Origin of the sequence: Clostridium sp. (genome assembly GCF_021443865.1) — a bacterium.
Classification (GTDB): Bacteria; Bacillota; Clostridia; order Clostridiales; family Clostridiaceae; genus Clostridium.
In genome coordinates this window covers 12,533-36,117 of sequence record NZ_JABUTB010000010.1, presented here as the reverse complement: position 1 = coordinate 36,117, position 23,585 = coordinate 12,533, and the positions used below count along the sequence as shown (strand labels likewise).

General features: G+C 28.1%; 19 protein-coding genes, 1 pseudogene and 1 riboswitch. Of the genes and pseudogenes, 4 read left to right on the top strand and 16 right to left on the bottom strand.

The genetic code is table 11. The features are described 5' to 3' along the window. Positions 1 to 173 precede the first annotated feature (173 nt). From HUJ77_RS03060 to HUJ77_RS03045, 4 genes are read right to left on the bottom strand one after another with little or no spacing between them, the layout of a single operon-like run. Positions 174 to 521 carry a VOC family protein gene (locus HUJ77_RS03060; protein ID WP_291707104.1) on the bottom strand — a complete coding sequence of 116 codons (348 nt, stop codon included), beginning with the start codon at positions 519 to 521 and terminating at the stop codon, positions 174 to 176. Between the two features lie 44 nt (positions 522 to 565). Next, on the bottom strand, positions 566 to 1,312 hold the full coding sequence (locus HUJ77_RS03055) for an ABC transporter permease subunit (RefSeq protein WP_291707103.1): 747 nt from the start codon (positions 1,310 to 1,312) through the stop codon (positions 566 to 568). Continuing rightward, complete coding sequence (locus HUJ77_RS03050) at positions 1,305 to 2,003, bottom strand: ABC transporter ATP-binding protein (protein ID WP_291707102.1); 699 nt, start codon at positions 2,001 to 2,003, stop codon at positions 1,305 to 1,307. Before HUJ77_RS03050 ends, HUJ77_RS03055 begins: the two co-directional genes overlap by 8 nt. A gap of 1 nt (position 2,004) precedes the next feature. After that, positions 2,005 to 2,931: an ABC transporter substrate-binding protein gene (locus HUJ77_RS03045; RefSeq protein WP_291707101.1), complete on the bottom strand. Its 927-nt coding sequence runs from the start codon at positions 2,929 to 2,931 to the stop codon at positions 2,005 to 2,007. A gap of 225 nt (positions 2,932 to 3,156) precedes the next feature. On the opposite strand from HUJ77_RS03045, the gene HUJ77_RS03040 reads away from it, so the two are divergent. Next, positions 3,157 to 4,269, top strand: a complete 1,113-nt coding sequence (locus HUJ77_RS03040; protein ID WP_291707100.1) for a DEAD/DEAH box helicase — start codon at positions 3,157 to 3,159, stop codon at positions 4,267 to 4,269. A gap of 54 nt (positions 4,270 to 4,323) precedes the next feature. On the opposite strand, the pseudogene HUJ77_RS03035 reads toward HUJ77_RS03040, so the two are convergent. The 7 genes and pseudogenes from HUJ77_RS03035 to mgtA form a co-directional block, all read right to left on the bottom strand. Next, positions 4,324 to 4,438: pseudogene (locus HUJ77_RS03035) on the bottom strand (IS200/IS605 family transposase); the annotation flags it as partial. Positions 4,439 to 4,701: 263 nt separating this feature from the next. Beyond that, positions 4,702 to 6,963: a glycogen/starch/alpha-glucan phosphorylase gene (locus HUJ77_RS03030; protein WP_291707099.1), complete on the bottom strand. Its 2,262-nt coding sequence runs from the start codon at positions 6,961 to 6,963 to the stop codon at positions 4,702 to 4,704. A 274-nt stretch (positions 6,964 to 7,237) separates the two neighbouring features. After that, positions 7,238 to 8,047 carry a nitroreductase family protein gene (locus tag HUJ77_RS03025; protein ID WP_291707098.1) on the bottom strand — a complete coding sequence of 270 codons (810 nt, stop codon included), beginning with the start codon at positions 8,045 to 8,047 and terminating at the stop codon, positions 7,238 to 7,240. A 267-nt stretch (positions 8,048 to 8,314) separates the two neighbouring features. Beyond that, positions 8,315 to 9,967 (bottom strand): hydroxylamine reductase, encoded by a 1,653-nt coding sequence (hcp, locus tag HUJ77_RS03020; protein ID WP_291707097.1) that lies wholly within the window; start codon positions 9,965 to 9,967, stop codon positions 8,315 to 8,317. 188 nt (positions 9,968 to 10,155) lie between these two features. Continuing rightward, positions 10,156 to 10,983: an aldo/keto reductase gene (locus tag HUJ77_RS03015; protein ID WP_291707096.1), complete on the bottom strand. Its 828-nt coding sequence runs from the start codon at positions 10,981 to 10,983 to the stop codon at positions 10,156 to 10,158. Between the two features lie 109 nt (positions 10,984 to 11,092). Beyond that, positions 11,093 to 11,722: an HAD-IA family hydrolase gene (locus HUJ77_RS03010; RefSeq protein WP_291707095.1), complete on the bottom strand. Its 630-nt coding sequence runs from the start codon at positions 11,720 to 11,722 to the stop codon at positions 11,093 to 11,095. A gap of 83 nt (positions 11,723 to 11,805) precedes the next feature. Beyond that, the gene (mgtA, locus tag HUJ77_RS03005) at positions 11,806 to 14,496 is read right to left on the bottom strand and encodes a magnesium-translocating P-type ATPase (RefSeq protein WP_291707094.1); all 2,691 of its coding nucleotides are present in this window, start codon (positions 14,494 to 14,496) and stop codon (positions 11,806 to 11,808) included. 314 nt (positions 14,497 to 14,810) lie between these two features. After that, positions 14,811 to 14,968, bottom strand: a riboswitch (M-box (ykoK) riboswitch). Positions 14,969 to 15,132: 164 nt separating this feature from the next. On the opposite strand from mgtA, the gene HUJ77_RS03000 reads away from it, so the two are divergent. Next, positions 15,133 to 16,083 carry an alpha/beta hydrolase gene (locus HUJ77_RS03000; protein WP_291707093.1) on the top strand — a complete coding sequence of 317 codons (951 nt, stop codon included), beginning with the start codon at positions 15,133 to 15,135 and terminating at the stop codon, positions 16,081 to 16,083. Positions 16,084 to 16,334: 251 nt separating this feature from the next. Here HUJ77_RS03000 and HUJ77_RS02995 read toward each other — a convergent pair whose 3' ends face one another. After that, a complete protein-coding gene (locus tag HUJ77_RS02995; protein ID WP_291707092.1) occupies positions 16,335 to 16,910 on the bottom strand; it encodes a carbonic anhydrase in 576 nt (191 codons plus the stop codon). A gap of 160 nt (positions 16,911 to 17,070) precedes the next feature. Here HUJ77_RS02995 and HUJ77_RS02990 point away from each other — a divergent pair, with 160 nt between their 5' ends. Both HUJ77_RS02990 and HUJ77_RS02985 read left to right on the top strand, forming a co-directional pair. Further along, positions 17,071 to 17,385, top strand: coding sequence for a hypothetical protein (locus HUJ77_RS02990; RefSeq protein ID WP_291707091.1), 315 nt, complete (start codon positions 17,071 to 17,073; stop codon positions 17,383 to 17,385). Between the two features lie 77 nt (positions 17,386 to 17,462). Beyond that, entirely contained in the window at positions 17,463 to 17,981 is a 519-nt protein-coding gene (locus tag HUJ77_RS02985) for a DUF5698 domain-containing protein (RefSeq protein WP_291707090.1), read from the top strand. A 25-nt stretch (positions 17,982 to 18,006) separates the two neighbouring features. On the opposite strand, the gene HUJ77_RS02980 is transcribed toward HUJ77_RS02985, so the two are convergent. The 4 genes from HUJ77_RS02980 to HUJ77_RS02965 all read right to left on the bottom strand — a co-directional run bounded on the left by HUJ77_RS02980 (position 18,007) and on the right by HUJ77_RS02965 (position 23,476). Further along, positions 18,007 to 18,516, bottom strand: a complete 510-nt coding sequence (locus HUJ77_RS02980) for a hypothetical protein (RefSeq protein WP_291707089.1) — start codon at positions 18,514 to 18,516, stop codon at positions 18,007 to 18,009. 76 nt (positions 18,517 to 18,592) lie between these two features. Continuing rightward, the gene (locus HUJ77_RS02975; protein WP_291707088.1) at positions 18,593 to 20,377 is read right to left on the bottom strand and encodes an ABC transporter ATP-binding protein; all 1,785 of its coding nucleotides are present in this window, start codon (positions 20,375 to 20,377) and stop codon (positions 18,593 to 18,595) included. Continuing rightward, positions 20,377 to 22,104, bottom strand: a complete 1,728-nt coding sequence (locus HUJ77_RS02970; RefSeq protein WP_291707087.1) for an ABC transporter ATP-binding protein — start codon at positions 22,102 to 22,104, stop codon at positions 20,377 to 20,379. The genes HUJ77_RS02975 and HUJ77_RS02970 overlap by 1 nt, the downstream gene beginning before the upstream one ends. A 241-nt stretch (positions 22,105 to 22,345) precedes the next feature. Next, positions 22,346 to 23,476: a glycerate kinase gene (locus HUJ77_RS02965; protein WP_291707086.1), complete on the bottom strand. Its 1,131-nt coding sequence runs from the start codon at positions 23,474 to 23,476 to the stop codon at positions 22,346 to 22,348. Positions 23,477 to 23,585 lie beyond the last annotated feature (109 nt).

Below are 23,585 nucleotides of genomic sequence, written 5' to 3'. Positions count from 1 at the left end.
TATTAGTATAATATTTGTAGCTTTATTTAAAAGGAAAAAATTTAAAGCAAAATAAATTTAGATTTTTAAAATTAGTAATACCGTATTATTATAACTATCTACTTTACTGGTTGCAGTTCAGATAACTAATGCGGTATTTTAATATTTTTTAATCAATATATTAAAGTTTTGTTTTATTTTATAATCATTCTTAAATAAATAATATTTCTATCAGGATCATAAAAGCTCATATTTATTGCTCCCCAGGAACGAACTGTTGGCTTTTCAATAATTTCTGCTCCTAAATTGAGAACTCTCTTATATTCTTTTTCTATATCATCTACTGTAAATGCTAAACAAATGTTTTGATTTAAATTATTTTTCTTAGAACCATCATTGTAAATTGTTAACATAGTTTCTTCAGAAATTAATACTTGAAAATCTTCATTATCACTATTATTTTCTATTTCAAACAGCTGTCTATAAAAATTAGAAAGTTTTACAACATCATTTGTCATTAATCCAACTTCACCTATTTTCATATATCCTCCAAAAATATAAATTTATTTTTATTCATGATTTCCTATTATAGCCATGGACAAATTTTCTTTTCTATAAAATCTATAACTTTAAATATTATTAATGACATTATGCTAAGTGCTATTACTCCTGCAAACATTCCTTTATAGTCTACCATAGACCAAGAATTCATTATGAAATATCCTATTCCGTATTTAGTAGCATAGTTTTCACTAAAAAATAAAGCAGAAATAGCTATTCCAATACTAACTCTTAATGCAGAAAAAACCTTTGGAGCAATACTAGGTAATATTACTTTTGTAATGTTATCTAAAAAGTTAAACTTCATTACCTTTGCAGATATTAATACATCCTTATCAATTTCTTTTACAGCATCCCTTGTAACAATTAAAATTTGGAATACTATTATGGTAACCATAAGTATTATTTTAGAGCTGTCACCTATTCCAAACATAACCATAAATATTGGAAGAAAAGCAATCTTTGGTATAGGATATAGCAAATATACTACTGGTGAAATAATTTTATCCACCACAATACTTCTACCTAAAATAATCCCCAGGGGTATTCCTATAATTAAAGATATTAATATTGAAGCTAAAATTCTATAAAGACTATATATAATATGATAAATAAAATCCTTTTGTAGTAATCTTATAAGCTCAATTATAGAGGTTTTAGGGGTTGGTACCATATTAGTTCCCACTAAAGCACTTAATAAATACCACAAAACAATAATTATAATAATTCCATAAATACTTTTTAGAAGTCTTAGTGCCATATCCTTAATCATAAAGCTTACCTCTTACCTTATTACATATTTCAATATATTCCTTCTTCCTTCTAATATCTGTATCACCAAAATATTGATTTTTAATGACACTGTGAATCCTACCATCTTTCATTACTATTATTTCTTCTCCTAGAAAAACAGCTTCTTCTATATTATGAGTAACTAATACCATTGTAATATTATTTTCTTTTTTAATATCTAAAAGTAATTCCTGTATCTTTTCCTTATTTATAGAGTCTAAAGCTGATGTAGCTTCATCTAGTAGAAGTATTTTGGGATTCCTTATTATAGTCCTTGCTATAGCTACTCTTTGTTTTTGTCCACCACTTAACTCCTTTGGATATTTATATTTAACATCACTTAATCCTAATTTCTCTATTATATTATTTACTCTTATCTCCTTCTCTTCTTTTGATAAATTACTTTTATTTAATCCTAAAATTATATTTTTATATACAGTAAACCAATTAAACAAACCTAAGTTTTGTAATATAAGTGAAGATTCACCTTCTACTTCTAATTTCCCTTCATAATTAGAAATAATCCCTGCCATAGTATATAGCAGGGTTGTCTTTCCGCATCCTGACTTTCCTATAATTGCATAAGACTTTCCACCTTCTATATATAAATTTAAATTATCTATAGCAGTTTCTTCCTTATACTTTACAGATAAATCTTTAATGCTTATCATCTTATTTTACAAACTTTCCTTCTAATAAATCTGACGGTTCTACATTTAAATCTTTATTTAAAGTTATCTCTGTCCAATCTATTATACTTTTTAAATATTCATCACTTGGAAGGGCAGCTTTCTTATATGTTGGTAATACCATAATATTCTTAACTTCTGGATTTGTATTAGGTATTTTTTCTATTAAAATATCCTTTGCAATTTCAGGATTTTTATTTATTTCATCTACAGCCTTATTGTAAGCTTCATGGAAAGCTTTAATTGTATTTGGCTTTTCTGATATAGCTTTTCCTGTAAATACTAAACAATCAGCTGAAAATTCATCATCCATGCCATATAGATTCTTAGTTAATCCTTGTAATTCTCCATTTGAAGCTACTGGTTCTGGGAATAAACTCATATCAACATCACCACTTTTTAGTGCTGCTAGTCTTGCTGGTATTTCATTTATAAATACCTTTTCTACATTGTATTTTTCTCCTAACCATTTATCAATTAAATAATTAGAAACACTTACTTCCATCATTCCAACTTTAATATCCTTCTTATCAGTAGCACCTTCCTTTGATAAAACTGGGAACATACCATCTGTCATAGTTGTTGCCTTTATATCAAATCCACCATTTACATTAGTAGCTACAGCTATAAAATCAGTCATAGCACCATCAATAGAATAACTTTGAAGTGCACTTTGTCTATTTTGAGCATTATTATAAATTTCTATTTCCACATTTATTCCTGCATCCTTAAAATAGCCATTTTTCTCTGCTATTAGAATTGGCGCAGTATCTACTGCTGGCATTAATCCAATTTTTAGACTTGGATCTTCTTTAACTTCCTCTACCTTTTCTTTATTTCCACACCCAATTAAAAATACTGAGAATATGGATAATAAAATTAACACTAATCTCTTTTTTAAATTTTCCATTTATTAATCCCCCTACAATGTTTTACCATATTATTATATTGATATAAAATGCATTTTTCAACAAAAATAGATATTTTTTAAAAAGTTGTTGCTATTTATTTAATTTAATGTTATTCTATTTAAGCAGTTGGTACGTAAGTGCTAATTACTTGAGGAGCTTGGGTAGTCTTTCGCCGGATACCAAGCTCCTCTCTATTTATAAAGATTTATGGAAAGGATAATTATATGAATTTTAAAAATTTAAATATAATTTCATCATTAATTGATTTGTTAAAGAAAAATGGAATAGTAACCCCTACTAAAGTTCAAGAAGAGGTTATTCCTAAAATCATTAATAAAAATGATTTAATAGTAAAGTCTAAAACTGGTTCTGGTAAAACATTGTCTTTCTTACTACCTATTCTTCAAAGAGTAAATCCTAATTCTAACAACACAGAAGTATTAATTTTATCTCCTACTAGAGAATTAGCTATTCAAATTACCGAAGAAGCTAATAAATTTAACATAAATAATTTAGGTATTTTAGCTGCTTACGGTGGTAAAGACGTGGGTTCTCAATTAAAGAAACTCGATAAAGGAATAAATATTATAATTGCCACTCCTGGAAGATTAATAGATCATTTAGAAAGAAAAAGTATAAAATTAGATAAATTAAATACAGTTGTTATTGATGAAGCTGATCAAATGCTTTTAATGGGCTTTAGAAATGAAATAGAAAAAATAATGTCTTATGGTCCTAAAAAGCTTCAAACTCTTTGTTTTTCTGCAACTATAGATTCTAAGGTTAAAAAGTTAGCTTATAGATATATGAATAATCCAGATATTATAGATATTACAGAAAATGAAAAGTCTGAAATTCCTAATATAAAACAAGAGGTTGTTAAAACTACTGATAGATGGAAAGTTGATGCATTAGTTAAAATTATGGAAGAAGATAATCCTTTTATGGCTATAATTTTCTGTAGAACTAAAAGACGTGCAGATGAATTAGAAATAAAGCTTGCTGCTAAAGGTATAAAAGCCGCTAAATTGCATAGCGATGTTCCTCAAAATAAAAGAGAAAAAATAATGAAAGCCTTTAAAAATTGTGAAATACAATATCTAATAGCAACAGATGTTGCATCAAGAGGAATAGATGTAACTGGAGTTACTCATATATATAATTACGATGCTCCAGAAAGCGTTGAAAGCTATATACACAGAATAGGAAGAACAGCTCGTGCAGGAGAGTCTGGCTACACATGCCTAATTACAGACCCTAAAAACTATAATATTCTAGAAGAAATCGAAGAACATTTACAAATTAGCATTCCTGAAAGAGATGTTAAATTCAGATAAGTAATAAATAATAATGAAAAAATAGTATCTTTACTTATAATTTTGAAGCTACTATATTATAATTGTAGGCGGTATTTCTACTAACATGTGAACGTGATCTATGCAAACTTCAGCTTCTATTATATTTGCAGTTCCATTTTGTATGTGATAAACTATGTACATCATTCATTTTGAATGTCCTCCTTCTGATATTAAAGTGCAGTTGCCAGACCGCATTTTTATTATATCAGAAGGAGTTTTTTTTGTTATACCCATAGCTATAAGCTTTACGGAGCCCCACGTCAAACGCGGGGTATTCTAAATAAAATAAACAAGGAAATGAATCAACACAATCCATTTCCTTGTTTTTATTTTATTTTTAATCACTAAATTTTTTCATTCTTTAATTCTTTAATTTTTATCTTTTACTTCTTAACTCTTCTCTTTTAACTATTATCTAAGTTTCCATATATCTCTATTGTATTCTGCAATAGTTCTATCTGATGAGAAGAATCCTGCTTTACTAATGTTAATTAAAACTTTTTTGTTCCACGTATTTCTGTCTTCATAATCCTTAAATACTTTTTCCTTAGTCTTAATATAATCTTCAAGATCTAGTAATGTCATAAACCAATCTTTATTGATTAACTCATTTCTAAGTCTAGATAAATTTTCTTTATCTCCAACAGCTAACATTTCATCACTTACTATAAAATCAACTAATTCTTTAATTTCTGGTTTTTCATAGTATTTCTTTGAAACATAGTTTGACTTTTTATAGTGCTCAATTACTTCTTCACTTGATTCACCGAAGATATAAATATTATCATCACCAACTAACTCGTGAATTTCAACATTTGCTCCATCTTCTGTTCCTAAAGTTAATGCTCCATTTAGCATAAACTTCATATTACCAGTTCCTGAGGCTTCCTTTGAAGCTAATGAAATTTGTTCTGAAACATCACAAGCTGGTATTAATTTTTCTGCCTTTGTTACATTATAGTTTTCTACCATAACAACCTTTAAATGCTTGTTTACTTCTGCATCATTATTTATAATTTCTTGCAGACATAAAATAGTATGAATTATATCTTGCGCAATTATATATGCTGGTGCTGCTTTTGCTCCAAATATCATTGTAACTGGTCTTTCTGGAAGATTTCCTTTTTTAATTTCTAAATACTTATGAATTATATAAAGTACATTCATTTGTTGTCTCTTATATTCATGAAGTCTCTTTATTTGAATATCAAATATAGAATTTTCATCAATATCTATATTTTCAGTATCCTTTAAATATCTCTTTAAAGCTACTTTATTATTCTTTTTAATTTCTTCTAATTTATTTAACACTTCATTATTATCTACATACTTTAATAAGTCTTCTAATTTATTTGCATCAGTTTTAAATTCATCACCAATTAAGCTAGTAATATAATCTGAAAGTTCATTATTACAATGAATTAACCATCTTCTAAATGTTATACCATTTGTTTTATTATTAAACTTTTCAGGATATATATCATAAAAAGGCTTAAGCTCTTCATATTCTAGAATATCTGTGTGAAGGGCAGCAACTCCATTTACACTAAATCCATAATGGATATCCATATGAGCCATATGAACTCTATTCGTTTTATCTATAATTTGTACTCTTTCATCAGAATACTTAGCTTTTATCTTATTATCTAGTTCTCTTATTATTGGCATTAATTGAGGCGCAACTCTATCTATATATTCCATTGGCCATTTTTCTAAAGCTTCAGCTAAAATAGTATGATTTGTATATGCACAAGTTTTAGAAACTATTTCTATTGCTTCTTCCATGGCTATGCCTTTATGACCTAAAAGTCTAATTAATTCAGGAATTATCATTGATGGATGTGTATCATTTATTTGTATTACAACATGTTCATGCAAGTTACGAATATCATATCCACTTTCTTCAAATTCCTTTAATATAAGTTGTGCTGCATTGCTTACCATAAAGTATTGTTGATAAATTCTAAGAAGATTTCCAGCCTTATCACTATCATCTGGATATAAGAATAATGTTAAGTTTTTCTTTATTTCTTCCTTATCAAAATCAATACCTTCTCCTACTAAAGATTCATCTATAGTATCTATATCAAATAAATGAAGTTTATTGCATGGCTTATTATATCCAGTAACATCTATATCATATAGAGTTGATGTAACATTAAATCCTCCAAATGGAACTTCAAATTTTATATCTGTCTTATTTAACCAACCTTCACTAGTTATCCATGGATTCTTAACAGCCTTTTGTTTATTATTTTCAAATACTTGCTTAAATAAACCAAAGTGATAATTTAATCCTATTCCATCTCCATTAAGACCTAAAGTCGCAATTGAATCTAAGAAACAAGCTGCAAGTCTTCCAAGTCCACCATTACCTAAAGAAGGTTCTAATTCAATTTCTTCAATTTCAGTAAGTTCTTTGCCATTTTCATGTAGAACTTTTTTAACTTCCTCATATAGTCCTAAGTTAATTAAGTTATTAGATAAAAGCTTTCCAATTAAAAATTCTGCAGAAATATAATATAATTTCTTTTCGCCTTTGTTGATTTCTTGTTTTTTAATTGAGTTCTTTGTCAATTCCAATAATGCTAAATAAATTTCTTCATTACTTGCTTCTTTTATTGTCTTTTTAAATCTGTCATCTAAAACCTTTGATAAATTTTCCTTTACCATTTTTATCCCACCTTATATTCATTACTTCATTTACAATTTTTTATTAATCCTATATCTATTGGACTAATCAAACCCTTTACAAGTATTATAATATCAATAATAAATATTATAATTTGCAAATTAATTCTTTTATTTGTATATTCTTTATATTAAATTAAAAAAACATATATTATCTTTTAATCCTTACTTATATAAGTGGATATAAGATAATATATGCTCCTTAATAATAACCTTAATAATTCCATATACTTTTTAAATTTTTATATTATATAAATCAAGCTTTTTTTAACCAACTAATTACATATTTATACTTAGTATTTACATTAGGATTTTCTAATTTAAACTCTCCATCAATACCCTTTTCCTTTAAAAATAAATCCAAATGACAAAGGGCTATCCCTATATCTATTCTATTCATCTTGATTTTCCCTGCATTATATATATGAAAATCCTCTTCATTAACTACTATTCTCCAAGGCTGACTATTTAAAGATGATGGTGCTAATCTTACCATTTCTAAAGCATTGCTAGTTATATCATCTTTTTTAGTAAGATTTTTATGGAAGTCTTTTTCAAAAAATAGTTCTGTAAAATCTAATCTATTATTTCTATGATCTTTTATCAAAGATTGAATAAATGACTTCTTACCTCCTTTATAGCCAATTGGAGATATAACTGGTAATATTTCATTATCTCTTAAATTAATAGTTTTTTCGAATGCACTTTTACTAAAACTAGCTCCTAGCCATACAGAATCAAGTCCTAGAGAAGTACAATATAAAATAGCTTTCTCAAAGGTATATCCTAATGCTTCTAAATCAAAGTGTCCTTTTTCACATACACCTACTAGATAATATTTTGCACCACTAATCACTCCATAAGTTCCTAATCTAACTACTCCATCATATTTTTCTTTTTTTACTAATCTTACTCTAACCTTTACCCCAAAAGGATTATCCAATGTATTAACATACTCCTCAATATCTTCAATTATTTCTTCTGATAGTTGTTCCCCACTATAGCTTCTAACGGAATATCTATTTCTAATAGAATCCTCTATTGACCTTACGCATAAATTATTCACCCTATTTACCCTCCTAAAATTATCAAGTCCCAATTATTCTCATATAATTTTACCATTTTATTCTATTAATATCTATTATATATAGTTAAAAAAATTTGCACAATATATTGTGCATTATACATACTAAATTTTATCTTTTTCTAGTTTAACTTTTAGTTATTTTCTTCATAATAATCACTTCCTACAATGTTCTTTTCTTATCTATGAGTAAATTATAAAAAACTATAAATAAGGAGATATAATGAGATATATCTCCTTATTTATCTACTATTGAACTAATTGTTGAAGGCAAGTTTTCAAATCATCTTCTGGTGTACTAATAGGTCTTAAATTAAATGTATCTACTAGGTATTGTAAAACATTTGGTGATATAAATGCTGGTAATGATGGTCCTAAGAAGATTCCATTTACTCCAAGAGATAATAGTGCTAATAAATCTGCAACAGCTTTTTGCTCATACCATGATAAAACTATAGATAATGGTAATCCATTTACATCTGTTCCAAAAACATCAGCTAAGGATGTAGCAATCTTTACAGCTGAATAAACATCATTACATTGGCCTACATCTAAAAGTCTAGGTAATCCATTTACTTCTCCAAATTCTAGCTTATTAAATCTATATTTTCCACAAGCAAGAGTTAAAATTATACAATCCTCTGGAACCATTTCAGCAAATTCTGTATAATAATTTCTTCCTGGTCTTGCTCCATCACATCCTCCGATTACAAAGAAATGTCTTAGCTTTCCTTCTTTAACTGAATCCACTATCTGGTCTCCATAACTTAAAGTTGTCTTATGACCGAAGCCTACTAATATTTCATGTTCTTCCTCATCTTCTTCAAAGCCACCTAATTCAAGAGCTTTATTAATTATTTCTGAAAAGTCCTTATAGCCATCCGGCTCTTCTCCTATGTGTACAACTCCGTCCCAACCAACTACACTAGTACTATAAATTCTATCTTTATAGCTTTCTCTTGGTTTCATTAGACAATTAGTTGTCATAAGTATACATCCTGGTATATTATCAAATTCCTTTTGTTGATTTTGCCATGCAGATCCGTAGTTACCAACTAAATGCTTATATTTTCTAAGTCCATCATATCCATGGCTTGGTAACATTTCTCCATGAGTATATATATTTATTCCTTTACCTTCAGTCTGCTCTAACAACATTTCTAAGTCCTTTAAATTATGACCAGAAACAATTATAAATGGACCTTTTCTTGTATTAACATTTACTTTATGNGTAGGATTCTTATATCTAGTTGTATGAGCATCATCTAATACTCTCATAACTTCTATTGCTATTTCTCCAGTTCTCATTACCCAACGTATTAACTCTTCTATTTCAACATTGTCATTTGTCATAATTTCTAATGCTCTAAAATAAAATTGATCAACTTGATCACTATAAAAGCCCATAACTCTAGCTTGATGTCCATAAGCAGATATTCCTTTTAATCCATAAAGAATCGTTGATCTTAATGATCTTACATCTGCATCTAAATCTTGATCATACATTATACCAGCTTTAACAGCATCCTTAAGCATTTCTTCTTTAGTTTCACTTAAGTTATATGTAGCTTGATCTGGGTAATCACCTTTTGGTGCCTTCCTACGTAATGATTCTTTTATTTTTTGAGTATCCTTTAGAAGTTGTATATGTACTTCTACATCAAAATTAACATTAGTTAATGTTGTGAAAAGCACATTTTCCACTATTTTAACTGCATCTTTATCAATAATTTCTCCCCTATCAATTAATAGTTTAGCATAGCACCCTATTCCTTTAATTTGATAAATTAATAAATCTTGAAGGTTTGCAACTTCTGGTGTTTTCCCACAAACACCTAATTTAGTACATCCCTTCCCCCCCATTGTTTGTTCACATTGATAGCAAAACATTGAATTATCCATATTACCCTCTCCTTTCAATATAAGTTTATTATCAGTTAAATAAATCCTTTTTATTCATATATAACTATTTCCATAAAAGAAAAAATTCACGATTAATTTAATAACCGTGAATTCTTTTTGTTAATTTATCTTTATTCTTATTATCTTTTAAATCTTATAATTTAAGTAATACAAATAATCTCAAACTATTAGTACTTTAAATAGGTTGAATTATCTGGAACACCCGTTACAGTTTCACCTTTATTTAAAGCATCTATCTTTAGCATGTCTTCTTTAGATATTTCAAAATCAAATACATCTAAATTTTCTTTTATTCTATCTTCATTTGAGGATTTAGGAATAGGTATAATATTATTTTGAATATGCCACTTTAATGCTATTTGAGCAATTGACTTATTATATTTTTTTGATAGTTCAATCATTACTGGTTCATTGAAAATTTTCCCTCTCATTATAGGGCTCCAAGCTACCACTTGAATATTATTTCCTTGGCAATATTCAACTATGTCCTTTTGAGTATTCTCTGGATGTATTTCTATTTGATTTACCATTGGCATTATTTTAGCTGTTTTCTTTAATTCTTCCAGGTGTCCCTTTTTAAAATTACATACACCTATAGCTTTTATCTTGCCAGCTTCATAAAGGTCTTCTAATGCTCTCCAAGTTTCAGAGTTTAATTCATTAGGCCAATGAATATAAAATAAATCTAAGTAATCTACTCCTAATCTCTTAATAGAGTCATTGAAAGCATTTATTGCATTATCATATCCGTGACAATCATTCCAAAGCTTAGTTGCTAAAAAGATATCCTCTCTCTTTACGGAACTTTCCTTTATTCCTCTTCCTATACCTTCTTCATTACCATAAAAAGCTGCTGTATCTATATGTCTATATCCTATCTCTAAAGCATATTTTATTAATTTTTCTACTTCTTTATCTTGTCCTAACTTATAAGTTCCAAAACCTATAGAAGGTATTTTTAATCCATTCTCTAATTCTCTATAATTATTATTCATAATATCACTCCCTTAACTATTTTATTCTATTATATGAAAAGCACTTATATTATCAGAATATTAATTGTATAACTTTATATATTAACATTAACTAATCTTTCTTAAATTATTAATTATCTAAGAACTTTAAAATATCCATAGGCTTATTAAATTCATAATCTGCCTCTATTCCTTCTAAATTATCAGCACCCCATAAGGCTATTCCAAAATCCATTCCAGCAGCTTTAGTTGCTATGGAATCAACTACTGTATCTCCTATATAAATACATTCCTTTGGGTTAATATCAAGAATTTCTGCCACCTTTAATAAAGGATCTGGAAATGGCTTATGTCTTTCAGTATCATCAGCTAGAACTTCACATTTAATGTATTTATCTAGTCCCTTACTTACAAAGTCTATTTCATATTGTGCTTTAGTTTTTGAGCTAGCTACTCCACAAATTATATTTTTATCATTTAAAACTTTAAAAACTTCTTCAAATCCTTCGTATAGAAGGGCTTCTTCTTCAAACTCATTTATATATTTAACCCACTTATCATAGGACTTCTCAATATTTTTAAATCCTAATTCTTCAAGAGTTTTTTTACCTGCATTTGCCTTATATTTTAGTAAGTCTTCATAAAGAATCTCCATTCCAATTTCTTCTTTTATTAGCCTTTGTAAAGGAATAAAATTCATTCTTTCAGTATTCAGCACAGTTCCATCTAAATCAAAAATTATACATTTATATTTCTCCATTTCTACCTCTCCTCTAATATTTTCATGATTTACTATTATGGTAATAAAAAGCCTTAACTAATTAAGCTAAGACTTTTTATTGTTTATAATAATTCTCCATATCTATTAATAAAACTCTTCTTTAAAACTGTTATTAAAACCATATATAAAATTATAATAATAAACAAGCCTCCAAAATATATTAATGGCATTGCTTCCATTTGTAATGTTTCCCCTATAAAAGTATAAGGTATGATTGTCCCTACTATTACTCCTATTGTAGTTAATGAAGTTAACTGCCATGATGCCTTACTATCAATAAAAGGTGTTTCCTTAGTTCTTATCATATGAATTACAAGAGTTTGAGACCATAATGATTCAACAAACCAACCTGCATGGAATAGTCCTATAAATCCAAATTGTTGTAATTGATTTAATGTATGATATTGTCCTCCAAATACCAATGGACAAATAAAGAAATACATTAATATAAAAGTTATAACATCAAATATTGAACTTGTAGGTCCCATCCAAAACATAAATTTACTTATAGAACTTGCATCCCAGCTACGTGGTTCTTTTAAATAATCCTCATCCACATTATCCCATGGAATTGTAATGCAGGAAATGTCATAAATTAAGTTTAACATTAATATTTGAATAGGAAGCATAGGTATAAATGGTAAGAATATGCTTGCAAGTAATACAGATAATATATTTCCGAAATTTGAACTAGCAGTTATCTTAATATATTTAATTATATTTGCATATATTTTTCTACCTTCAATTAAACCATCTTCTAACACCATTAGATCTTTTTCTAGTAATATTATATTGGCTGATTCTTTTGCAATATCAACTGCATTATCTACTGATATTCCAACATCTGCTTCACTCATTGCTGCTGCATCATTTATTCCATCTCCCATAAAGCCTACTGTATGTCCATTATCTTTAAGAGCAGCAACAACTCTTGTTTTTTGATTAGGTGAAAGCTTTGCAAATACATTAGTTTTTTCAACTGCTTCTCTTAATAGCTCATCATCCATCTCTTCTATATCTGAACCTAGTAATAAATTCTTTACTTCAATTCCAACTTGTTTACACACTGAAACTGTAACATTATCATTATCTCCAGTTAATATCTTTACATTGACTCCATAATTTTTTAATGTAGTAATTGCAGTAGCAGTACTTTCTTTTGGAGGATCTAAAAATGCTAACAATCCAATTAAAGCCATATCCTTTTCATCATTAACACAAAATTCATTAACTTTTGGTGGATTATTTTTTTGTGATACTCCTAAAATTCTCATTCCTTCTTCATTGTATTCTGAAATCCTAGCAAATATTTCTTTCTTAATTTCTTCTGTAATAGGTTTTACTTCTCCATAATATTCTACATAAGTACATACTTCTAACATTTCTTCTATAGCACCTTTTGTAATAAGTTGAGTCTTTCCATAGTTATCTTCAACTACAACACTCATACGACGGCGAGTAAAATCAAAAGGAATTTCATCTACCTTTTTATAATCTCTCCAAAGTTCTATCATATCACTTTCATTTGCATGATTTAATATTGCAATATCTATTAAATTTTTAAGTCCAGTTTGATAATAACTGTTAAGAAAAGCATGACGTAAAACTCTATTATCTTCTTTTCCATGAACATTTAATGAGTATTCTAAAACAACTTTATCTTGAGTAAGAGTTCCTGTTTTATCTGTACAAAGAATATCCATGGATCCAAAGTTTTGTATTGTACTTAAATCCTTAACTATTACTTTTTTCTTAGACATAGAAACTGCACCTTTTGCAAGATTTGCTGATACTATCATTGGTAGCATTTGTGGGGTTAACCCTACTGCTACTGATACCGCAAATAGGAATGCTTCCATCCAATCTCCCTTAGTAAATCCATTCATAAATAGAACTATTGGCACCATAACTAACATAAGTCTAATTAATACCCATGATACTGAATTTAATCCTTTTTCAAAACTAGTATTATTCTTTTTACTTGATAAATTCTTTGCTATTGAACCAAATATTGTATCATCACCAATATTAATTACTATTGCTATAGCTGAACCACTTATAACATTGCTACCCATAAAAGCTAAATTTTCTAAATCTAGTGGGCTCTTATCCTTGCTTACTAATGAATCTGATATCTTTTCTACTGGTTCACTTTCACCTGTAAGTGAGGATTGGCTAATAAATAAATCCTTTGACTGTAATATTCTAACATCTGCTGGCACCATATCTCCTGCTGCAAGATGAATTATATCCCCAACTACTATTTCATTTATTGGAATTTCCTTTATACCTTCAAATTTTCTAGCTATACTTATTGTGGTTTTTACCATTTCCCCTAGCTTTTCAGCTGCTTTATTTGATTTTGTTTCTTGAACAAATCGTATAATACCACTAATTAATATCATTGAAGTGATTATAACCACAGATGTTCCATCTCTTTTACCTGATTCTACCATTAATATATCTGTTATAACAGACACTATTGCTAACACTAATAAAATTATAGTAAACGGATTTATAAAGGATTCTACTAATTTCTTTATTGTAGAATCTTCTTTTTCATAAGTAATTTCATTTACTCCATGCTCTTCCCTCATTAATTCCACTATACTTGTTTCATAACCTTTATAATCTGTGTTATACTTCTCTAAAATTTCCTTTTCTTTTAGACTTGAAGCTACTATCAAATTCTTAGTTGCTTCATTTTTTCTTACTTCCTCTGTAATTACTCTTTTAAATAATCTTTTTTTCATAGTCTTACCTCCTATTATTTTTAATAAATTGAAATGTAAGACATAGATCCGAAAGAAGTATTATAATAAATATTTAATTTTAATTTGTAAGAGGAATAAAATCCTCACTAATAAATAATTTTATAATTCTCCCTAGGGGATCTATAATCTTACTACTGGTCTCATCCATTCCTCTTCACCTCCTAAAATCATTTTTAAATGGATTCTAAAATAAAAAAACCTTACCCAATATATGGTAAGGTGAGTAAACTAAAAAAATATATTATAAATAATAATATATAAAGAACTTTTGAAAACAATAAAGCAAATTAATTTACTTTATTCTCGTTCAAGCTTCAGTATCACAAGGCAATGAAATTGCATTAGTTTATGCCTTGGTTTCGACATTAACTGCTGACCTTCTCATAGTGTCTCCACTATTTTGCGGCAGCAACCCGTATCCTTGTGGTAACCTCACCTACCGAATATTTATTCTTTATTACACTTATATATTAGCATTTTTCTGAAAATTGTCAATACTCTTGAAAATATTCTTACTGCATTGTTATAGCTAATTAAAAATGTTAAAATAATCCTTATAATAACTTTTTAATTTAATCATAATATAAAATATATTATAAATTGGGGTGATATTATATGAATAAGAAAAAGGTTGCACTAATATCTACAGGTATATTAGGAGTTTTATCAGCCAGTACGTTAAGTATTATAGGTAACTACTTCTACAACTTGGCTTTAAATCCTAATACTTCTAAGGATGCAATTTTTGGTACTCCTGAAGAAGCAAAATCAACTAGTGGAAAAATAATTAATGAATCTCAATTATGGCTATTAAATAATTCAAAGTATACTGATTCTTATATTGAATCCTTCGATAATTTAAAACTACATGGATATAAGATATTAAATGAAAGTCCTACTAATAACTGGGTAATTACAGTTCATGGATACACAAGTAAGGGTATTGCTATGAGTAATTATGCTAAAAACTTTTATAATATGGGCTATAATATATTAATTCCTGACTTAAGAGGTCATGGTGAAAGTGAAGGCAATTATATTGGTATGGGCTGGTTTGATAGATTAGATTTATTAAGTTGGATAAACTTAATAATTAATGAAAATAATAATGCAAATATTATTCTTCATGGTATTTCAATGGGAGCTGCAACGGTAACTATGGCTTCTGGAGAAAATCTTCCTAGTAATGTAAAGGCTATTATTGCAGACTGCGGATATACTTCTGTATGGAATCAATTTTCACATCAATTAAAAGCTATATATTCATTGCCTAAATTTCCTGTAATGAATGCTTCCTCTATAACAATTAAATTGAAAACTGGCTATAGCTTAAAGCAAGCCTCATCATTAAAACAGGTTGCAAAATCTAAAACTCCCATGTTATTTATTCATGGAGATAAAGATGACTTCGTTCCTTATTCTATGATGGATGAGCTTTATAATGCTGCTAGTTGTGAAAAAGAAAAATTAACCATTAAAGGTGCTGGCCATGCAAAAGCTTCCTCTGTAAATCCAGAACTATACTGGACAACAATAAAAAATTTCATAAACAAATACCTTTGTTAGAGAATAAATAAGAATTAAGAAGGAAGAGTTAAAGAATTAAGAAATTGTGGAATAATTCTTTTAGATTTTTTTAATATTAATAGGTTTGTGTGTAAATATATAAAAAGGTGCTATTTCGTAACTATAGTTATAAAATAGTACCTTTTATGATATTATCTAAATATTTCTGTATAATTACATATACTATATTTATCTTGAAATTATTCAGTTATGTAATTGTAAATAAATATTTTGCATCTATTCACTTTTCTCTATTCTCTCTTACTTTCCTCGTATCCATTTATAACCAAGTCTAATTTCCCTGTTTCTGGATCAATAACTAACCCATGTATAAAAATATCTTTAGGAATTAATGGATGTTTCTTAATTAAATTAACACTATCTTCGATAGATTTCTCTACTGAATCAAATCCATGAAGCCATTTGTTAATATCTATTCCTCCATTTTCAAGGGTTTCAATTGTATCAACAGATACTCCTCTATCTATAATTCGTTTAAGTAAATCCTTTGTATCTAAATTGCACATTCCGCAGCCATGATGTCCAATTACTAATATTTCATCCACATTAAATTCGTATACCGCTACCACAATGCTTCTAATCACACTACCAAAAGGATGCATAATTGATGCACCTGCATTTTTAACTATTTTTACATCTCCATTTTTAATATTTAAAGCTTTTGGCAATAAATCTGTTAACCTAGTATCCATACAAGATAATATAAGGATTTTTTTATCTGGTTCTTTTGATGTACTGTATATTTTATACTCCTTATTTTCTACAAAACTTTTATTAAATTCTAATATTGCATCTAATTTGCTCATAGTGTCCTCCTCATACCTTTTTTAATTCTATGACTAAATAGTTCTTTTTTCTACTATTTTCTCCTATATTTTTTGTATAATTATTCTTTTTAATTATTATAATATCTTTTATTACAAAAATATATTATAATAATTAAAAGTATATTATTAGGAGGTAATTATGGAAACATATGCTATAACATTTTATTTAAAGGAAGATAGCCATACTTGTGGATGTGAAGGACACGATCATGATCATGATCACGAACATCATCATCGTGATGATTATGATATCATTGCAACTATAAAATCTCTTGGTGCATGGGCTAACTTTATGCCTGATAGCTATTTAGTTAAAACTACCTCTTCTGCAAAAGAAATTGCTGAAAAGATACAAGCTTTCTTAGAAGCTGGAGATTTACTTTTTGTAACTAAAGTAGCTAAAGACGATGTAGCTTCATTAACACCTGGTGTTGTTGATTGGATTAATTCATAATTTAAGTAAATTATCCACATAAAAGTGTAGCAAATAATATTGCTATACTTTTTGTATTTATTAAAGGAGTGATTTTTTTGACAGATGCATTAGCCATATTTTTACTACAGTTAGTCTATGTTCCTCTTCTAACCTTAAGAACTACCTTTGTTGTTAAAGGAAAAAAGGTTCAAGCATCGCTATTTGCTTTTCTAGAAGCAATTATTTACATAGTAAGCTTAGGTATAGTATTTTCTGACCTAAAAAACTTTTTAAACATAGGTGCATATATAATTGGTTATGGAATAGGAATTTATATTGGTGGAAGAATCGAAGAAAGGCTAGCAATTGGATATAGATCAATTCATGTTAATTTAACAAATTATAATGAAGACCTTGTTAATAAGCTAAGAGAATTGCACTTTGGTGTAACAGCTTATGAAGGTGAAGGCATGAAGAAGGAAAAAAGGTACAAGCTTGAAATAGTTTCTCATAGAAGCAGAGAAAATGAGGTTATTTCTTTAATACAATCCTTTGAAAAAAATGCTTTTATAGTATCCTATGAACCTACTCAATTTAAGGGTGGATACATTACAAAACAACTTAAAAAATTTTAATTAGAGGCTGCCTAGGTAGCCTCTTTCATACTTCTAAATTATCACGACTTATTGTTACAGCTAAGAAAGCAAATAATGTTGCTAAAAATGCTTTATAGCTTGATACTACCTCTTTATTATTACAATCATTTTTATGTTTACACTTATTTTCTTGTAAAGTATTATAATTTATAATTAAAAATAATCCTGTTGTAATTAAAAAAATAGTATTAGTTATTCTAGGAAATTTAGTTGTATCTATAAAGTTATCCTTTAAATTTGTATTAAATAATTCATCTGTAGTTTCTGCTTTTAAGCTATTGACATAATATAAGTTTAAAAGTGTTGCCAAAACTATTAATGTAACTAAATCTGAACTTATATTAAGAATTCCTAACTCCTTAAATAATTCTTCTCTATTAGGTGTTTCAGTGGTAGCACCTTCTTCAACCTCTTCTATTATTGGTTCTCTATTTGTTTCTTCTTTTACTTTTTTCCCTCCAAAGGGATTTGTTGCTGCTTCACCTCTTTTTTTTCTATGTTTTTTCTTAGACAAAAAGCACCCCGCCTTAAAGACATAACTATACTATAAGCTATGCACTTATTATTAGCGGGGTACTATTAAAAATTTTTTAATTTATTTCTTCTTTATCAGCAAATTGGCTATTATAAAGATTTTCATAAAAACCACCTTGCTCCATTAACTCTTCATGAGTTCCTTGTTCTATTATATTTCCATCATTTATTACTAAGATTAAATCTGCACTTCTTATAGTTGAAAGCCTATGAGCAATAACAAAACTAGTTCTACCCTTCATTATATTTCTCATTGCTTTTTGAAGTAATAATTCTAATCTTGTATCTACTGAACTTGTAGCTTCATCTAAAATTAATATTGCTGGATCTTTAAGAATAGCTCTAGCAATTGTTAAAAGTTGTTTTTCTCCTTGAGATATATTAGAAGCTTCTTCATTTAAAAACATATTATATCCGTCAGGAAGAGTTTTTATAAAGTGATGTACATTTGCAATTTTCGCTGCTTCAATTATTTCTTCTTTACTTGCTCCAAATCTACCATATTCAATATTATCATAAATAGTTCCATTAAATAACCAAGTATCTTGAAGCACCATTCCAAACATTTCTCTTAAATCTTCACGCTTCATATCTCTTATGTCAACACCATCAATCTTTATAGCTCCACCTTTAATTTCATAAAATCTCATTAAAAGATTAATTAAAGTTGTTTTACCTGCTCCAGTTGGTCCAACAATAGCTACCATTTGCCCACTCTTAACTTCTGCACTTAAATCTTCTATAAGTATTTTATCATCATTATATCCAAACCTTACATGTTCAAAGCTTACATTTCCTTTAGGATTATTAATTTTTATAGAATTCTCTTTATCAATTATATCTTCCTCTTCATCTAAGAATTCAAAAACCCTGTGTGCTGAAGCAAAGGCTGATTGTATTGCAGATGATAATTGAGTTACTTGAGATAATGGTTGATTTATTTGCCATATATAACGTATAAAGGCTTGTAAATTACCAACAGTAATTCCTCTTGAAAGTGAAATTATAGCTCCTGTAATACCTACAGCTGCTATTCCTAAATAGCTAACAAGACTTACTAAAGGCGACATTATACTTGATATAAATTGAGCCTTAAATGCTGTTTCACGTAATCCTTCATTAGCTTCCATAAAATCATTTAACGCATCATTTTCTTTCCCATATAACTTTATTTCATTAAAGCCTGTATATAATTCTTGTACTCTTCCATTAAGATTACCTAAAGCCTCTTGTTGCTTATTAAATAAATTTTGTGATTTATTTACTATTATTTTTGTTATTATTAAGCTTAAAGGAATTATTAAAGTAGCTAAAAGCGCTAGCTTTAAATTAATTGAGTACATCATTATTAGTGCTAAGGCTACTGATAAAATTGCATTTATTACTTGAACAAAGCTTTGTTGTAGTGCATTTGATATTGTATCCACATCATTAGTAATTCTACTTAATACATCTCCATAGCTATGAGAATCAAAATATCTTATTGGAAGTCTACTTATTTTATTTTCAACTTCTCTTCTAATATCTCTCATAGTATTTTGAATAGCATTAGTTAATAAAAAACTTGCTATAAATGTAGAAGCTGCACTACTTAAATATACTAAGAATAATAAAATTAAAACTTTTATTATGTAATTAAAGCTAACAGAAGCACCTGCAACTCCTTTTATAATGGCTGCAAAATCTATTGTTAATCTTGTTATTATTAGACCTTCTGTTCTTGGTGCAATAGCTGTAAAGACTGCTGCTGAAATTATAAATAATATAGCTCCAAAGAAGGACCATTTATATTTATTAACAAAAGGAGAAATCTTTTTTACAATTATTCTAAATTCACTCATTATGCTAATTCCTCCTCTGTAAGTTGTGATAAAGCTATTTCATGATATATTTCACAATTCTTTAAAAGTTCCTTGTGCTTTCCAATACCAACTACTTCACCTTCATTTAAAACTATAATTTTATCTGCATCCATAATTGAACCAATTCTTTGTGCAACTATTAATACAACTGAATCCTTTGTTTCTGACTTAAGTCTTTTTCTTAGAATTGCATCTGTTTTGAAGTCAAGAGCTGAAAAGCTATCATCAAATATATATATTTCTGGCTTTCTAACAATTGCTCTAGCAATAGACAATCTTTGTTTTTGTCCTCCAGATACATTAGATCCACCTTCACTTATTTCTTCCTCGAATCTTTTTGGCTTACGAGAAATAAAGTCATAAGCTTGAGCAACCTTAGCAGAGTATTCTACTTCACCAGTTTCTGCATTTTTCTTACCAAATCTTATGTTACTTGCTATACTTCCTGTAAATAAAAGAGTCTTTTGAGGAATAAAACCTATTTTCTTACGTAATGCTTCTAAATCATAATTTCTTATATCTATACCGTCTATTTTTATACTACCTTCTGTAACATCATAAAATCTTGGTATTAAATTAATTAATGTACTTTTTCCACTACCAGTACTTCCAATAAAGGCAATAGTTTCACCTTTTTTTGCTTTAAAAGAAATATTTTTAAGTACTGCTTCTTCTCCATTTGGATAAGTAAAGGATACATTATCAAATTCTATTAATCCCTTAACATCTGTTTCTTTAATTCCATTTTCAGGGTTCTTTATTATTGGCTCTTCTTTTAGAATTTCCATAATTCTATTAGCAGAAACTTGAGCTCTTGGATACATTACAAATACCATAGAAAATAACATTATTGAAAACATTGCATGAAAAAGATATTCAATAAATGCAACTAATTGACCAACTTGAAGAGAACCTGCATTTATCATTTTACTTGATACCCAAAATATAATTATAATAGCTATATTAAGTAAGAAGAAAAACATCGGCTGAGAAATTGCCATAAGCTTGTTTAATTTTTTTGATACATCTGCATAAAGCTCATTTGTTTCTTGAAATCTCTCACCTTCATGTTTATCATTACCGAAAGCTCTAATTACTCTTATTCCCGTTAGATTTTCTCTTGATATTCTATTTAATTTATCTAATCTCTTTTGTAAGGTTTCAGATAAAGGTTCCGATATTTTTGCTATTACAAATACGCCTATTATTATTAAAGGTATTACTGCTGCTAGTACTAATGAAAGAGATGGACTAGTTCTTAAAATCATTACTAAACTAACAGTAAACATAACAGGTGTTAGTAAGGCTGTTCTTAATAATGTATTTGTAAATTGTAATAATACAAAAGCATCATTAGTAGTTCTTGTTATCATTGAAGATACACCAAACTTGTTATATTCAGTATGAGAAAATTCTTGCGCTTTCTTAAAGATATCATTTCTCACATCTCTAGTAATTCCTGTTGATATTTTTGAGGAACAATAACCTAAAAGTATAGTTCCTAGCACTCCTACTATTGAGATAACTACTATTATAAGTCCCATTCTTTTAATATAAGGTATATCATTGTTAATAATTCCAGTATCGATTACTTTTGCCATAATAGTAGGTATTCCTAGTTCAACCAAAGCAAATCCAAATATTGAAATGATATTTAAAGCAAGTATTAGCTTATAATTTTTCATATATTTTAGTATTAATTTCATTGCTGCAATTTACACTTCCTTTCTTTAAAGTCTTAAATATAAATAAAAATGAAACACTCTCTAAACATTAGTATTTCATCTTTCTTAATATCAATTCTAATTTTTACAATATTTTATCATAAATACATATAAATTTCTACAATAATTACTATTTAATAATTGTATATCTTTATAAATACTTTTATTTCTAAAAAAAGAGAAAGTACAATATTAACAATAAACATTGTACTTTCTCATATAATTATAAAATTAAAGTTCTGACTACATTTTCTACAGTTTTTTCAAGGTTAATTTCTCCATCTTTAAGAGCTTCCTCTAGAGTACATACGCCTCTCATAATTCCAAATATTGAGTTTACTCCTATAGAGTAAAGATTTTCTACTCCATCACCAACTTTACCTGCAAAAGCTATTGTTTTTACATTATGCTTTTTAGCTATAGCTGCTACTCCCATAGGAGTTTTCCCAAAGATGGTTTGATTATCTATTGCCCCTTCTCCAGTAAATAAGAAATCCGCTCCCTGTATCTTATTTTCTAAATCAGTATGCTTTATTATTAAATCTATACCTCTTTTTAACTCTCCATTAAGAAATGTAAGTAAAGCTGCTCCAAGACCTCCTGCTGCTCCTGCACCTTCCACATTAGCTACATCAACTTTAAATTCCCTTTTAATAATTTCTGCATAGTTACTTAAAGCTTTGTCTAATTCTAATACCATTTCTTCTGTGGCACCTTTTTGTGGTCCAAATATTCTTGAGGCACCTTTTTCTCCAATTAGTGGATTTGTAACATCACAAGCAACTTCAAAGCTTATATCCTTTAATCTACTATCAAAGTCAGTTAAATCTATGGTATCTAAATTAATTAAAGCTGCTCCTCCAAATGGAAGTTCATTACCTTTCTTATCTAATAAATGGCATCCTAAAGCTTGAAGCATTCCTGCTCCTCCATCGTTAGTAGCACTTCCTCCAATTCCAATAATTATATGTTTTACGCCTCTATTTATAGCATCTAGTATTAATTCACCAGTACCATATGTTGTTGTAATTAAAGGATTTCTCTTTTCTCTTTCTACAAGATGAATACCACTTGCACTTGCCATTTCAATAATAGCTTTATCTCCATTTCCTAATAATCCGTACTCTGCTTTAATTTTTTTATCTCCAAGAGGATGTGTAACTAAGGTACTTACTATTGTTCCTCCAGTAGATTCAACTAGAGCTTCCACAGTTCCTTCACCGCCATCTGCCATTGGAACTTTTATGCATATAGCATCTTTTATTACTTTCTTTATTCCTCTTTCCATTGCATCACAGGCATTTTTTGATGTAATACTTTCCTTAAATGAATCTGGTGCTAATATAAACTTCATGTAATTCATCTCCATCCAATTATTAATTATAATATTATACCAAATATTATTAATTAAACGAAAGTCATTATTAATCTAGTTATTGTTTCATATGGTTATAGTTCCTTTA

Coding starts and splice junctions, on each gene's coding strand:
- HUJ77_RS03060 (WP_291707104.1), bottom strand. CDS start 521: ATGAAAATAGGTGAAGTTGGATTAATGACAAATGATGTTGTAAAACTT.
- HUJ77_RS03055 (WP_291707103.1), bottom strand. CDS start 1,312: ATGATTAAGGATATGGCACTAAGACTTCTAAAAAGTATTTATGGAATT.
- HUJ77_RS03050 (WP_291707102.1), bottom strand. CDS start 2,003: ATGATAAGCATTAAAGATTTATCTGTAAAGTATAAGGAAGAAACTGCT.
- HUJ77_RS03045 (WP_291707101.1), bottom strand. CDS start 2,931: ATGGAAAATTTAAAAAAGAGATTAGTGTTAATTTTATTATCCATATTC.
- HUJ77_RS03040 (WP_291707100.1), top strand. CDS start 3,157: ATGAATTTTAAAAATTTAAATATAATTTCATCATTAATTGATTTGTTA.
- HUJ77_RS03030 (WP_291707099.1), bottom strand. CDS start 6,963: ATGGTAAAGGAAAATTTATCAAAGGTTTTAGATGACAGATTTAAAAAG.
- HUJ77_RS03015 (WP_291707096.1), bottom strand. CDS start 10,983: ATGAATAATAATTATAGAGAATTAGAGAATGGATTAAAAATACCTTCT.
- HUJ77_RS03010 (WP_291707095.1), bottom strand. CDS start 11,722: ATGGAGAAATATAAATGTATAATTTTTGATTTAGATGGAACTGTGCTG.
- mgtA (WP_291707094.1), bottom strand. CDS start 14,496: ATGAAAAAAAGATTATTTAAAAGAGTAATTACAGAGGAAGTAAGAAAA.
- HUJ77_RS03000 (WP_291707093.1), top strand. CDS start 15,133: ATGAATAAGAAAAAGGTTGCACTAATATCTACAGGTATATTAGGAGTT.
- HUJ77_RS02995 (WP_291707092.1), bottom strand. CDS start 16,910: ATGAGCAAATTAGATGCAATATTAGAATTTAATAAAAGTTTTGTAGAA.
- HUJ77_RS02990 (WP_291707091.1), top strand. CDS start 17,071: ATGGAAACATATGCTATAACATTTTATTTAAAGGAAGATAGCCATACT.
- HUJ77_RS02975 (WP_291707088.1), bottom strand. CDS start 20,377: ATGAGTGAATTTAGAATAATTGTAAAAAAGATTTCTCCTTTTGTTAAT.
- HUJ77_RS02970 (WP_291707087.1), bottom strand. CDS start 22,104: ATGAAATTAATACTAAAATATATGAAAAATTATAAGCTAATACTTGCT.
- HUJ77_RS02965 (WP_291707086.1), bottom strand. CDS start 23,476: ATGAAGTTTATATTAGCACCAGATTCATTTAAGGAAAGTATTACATCA.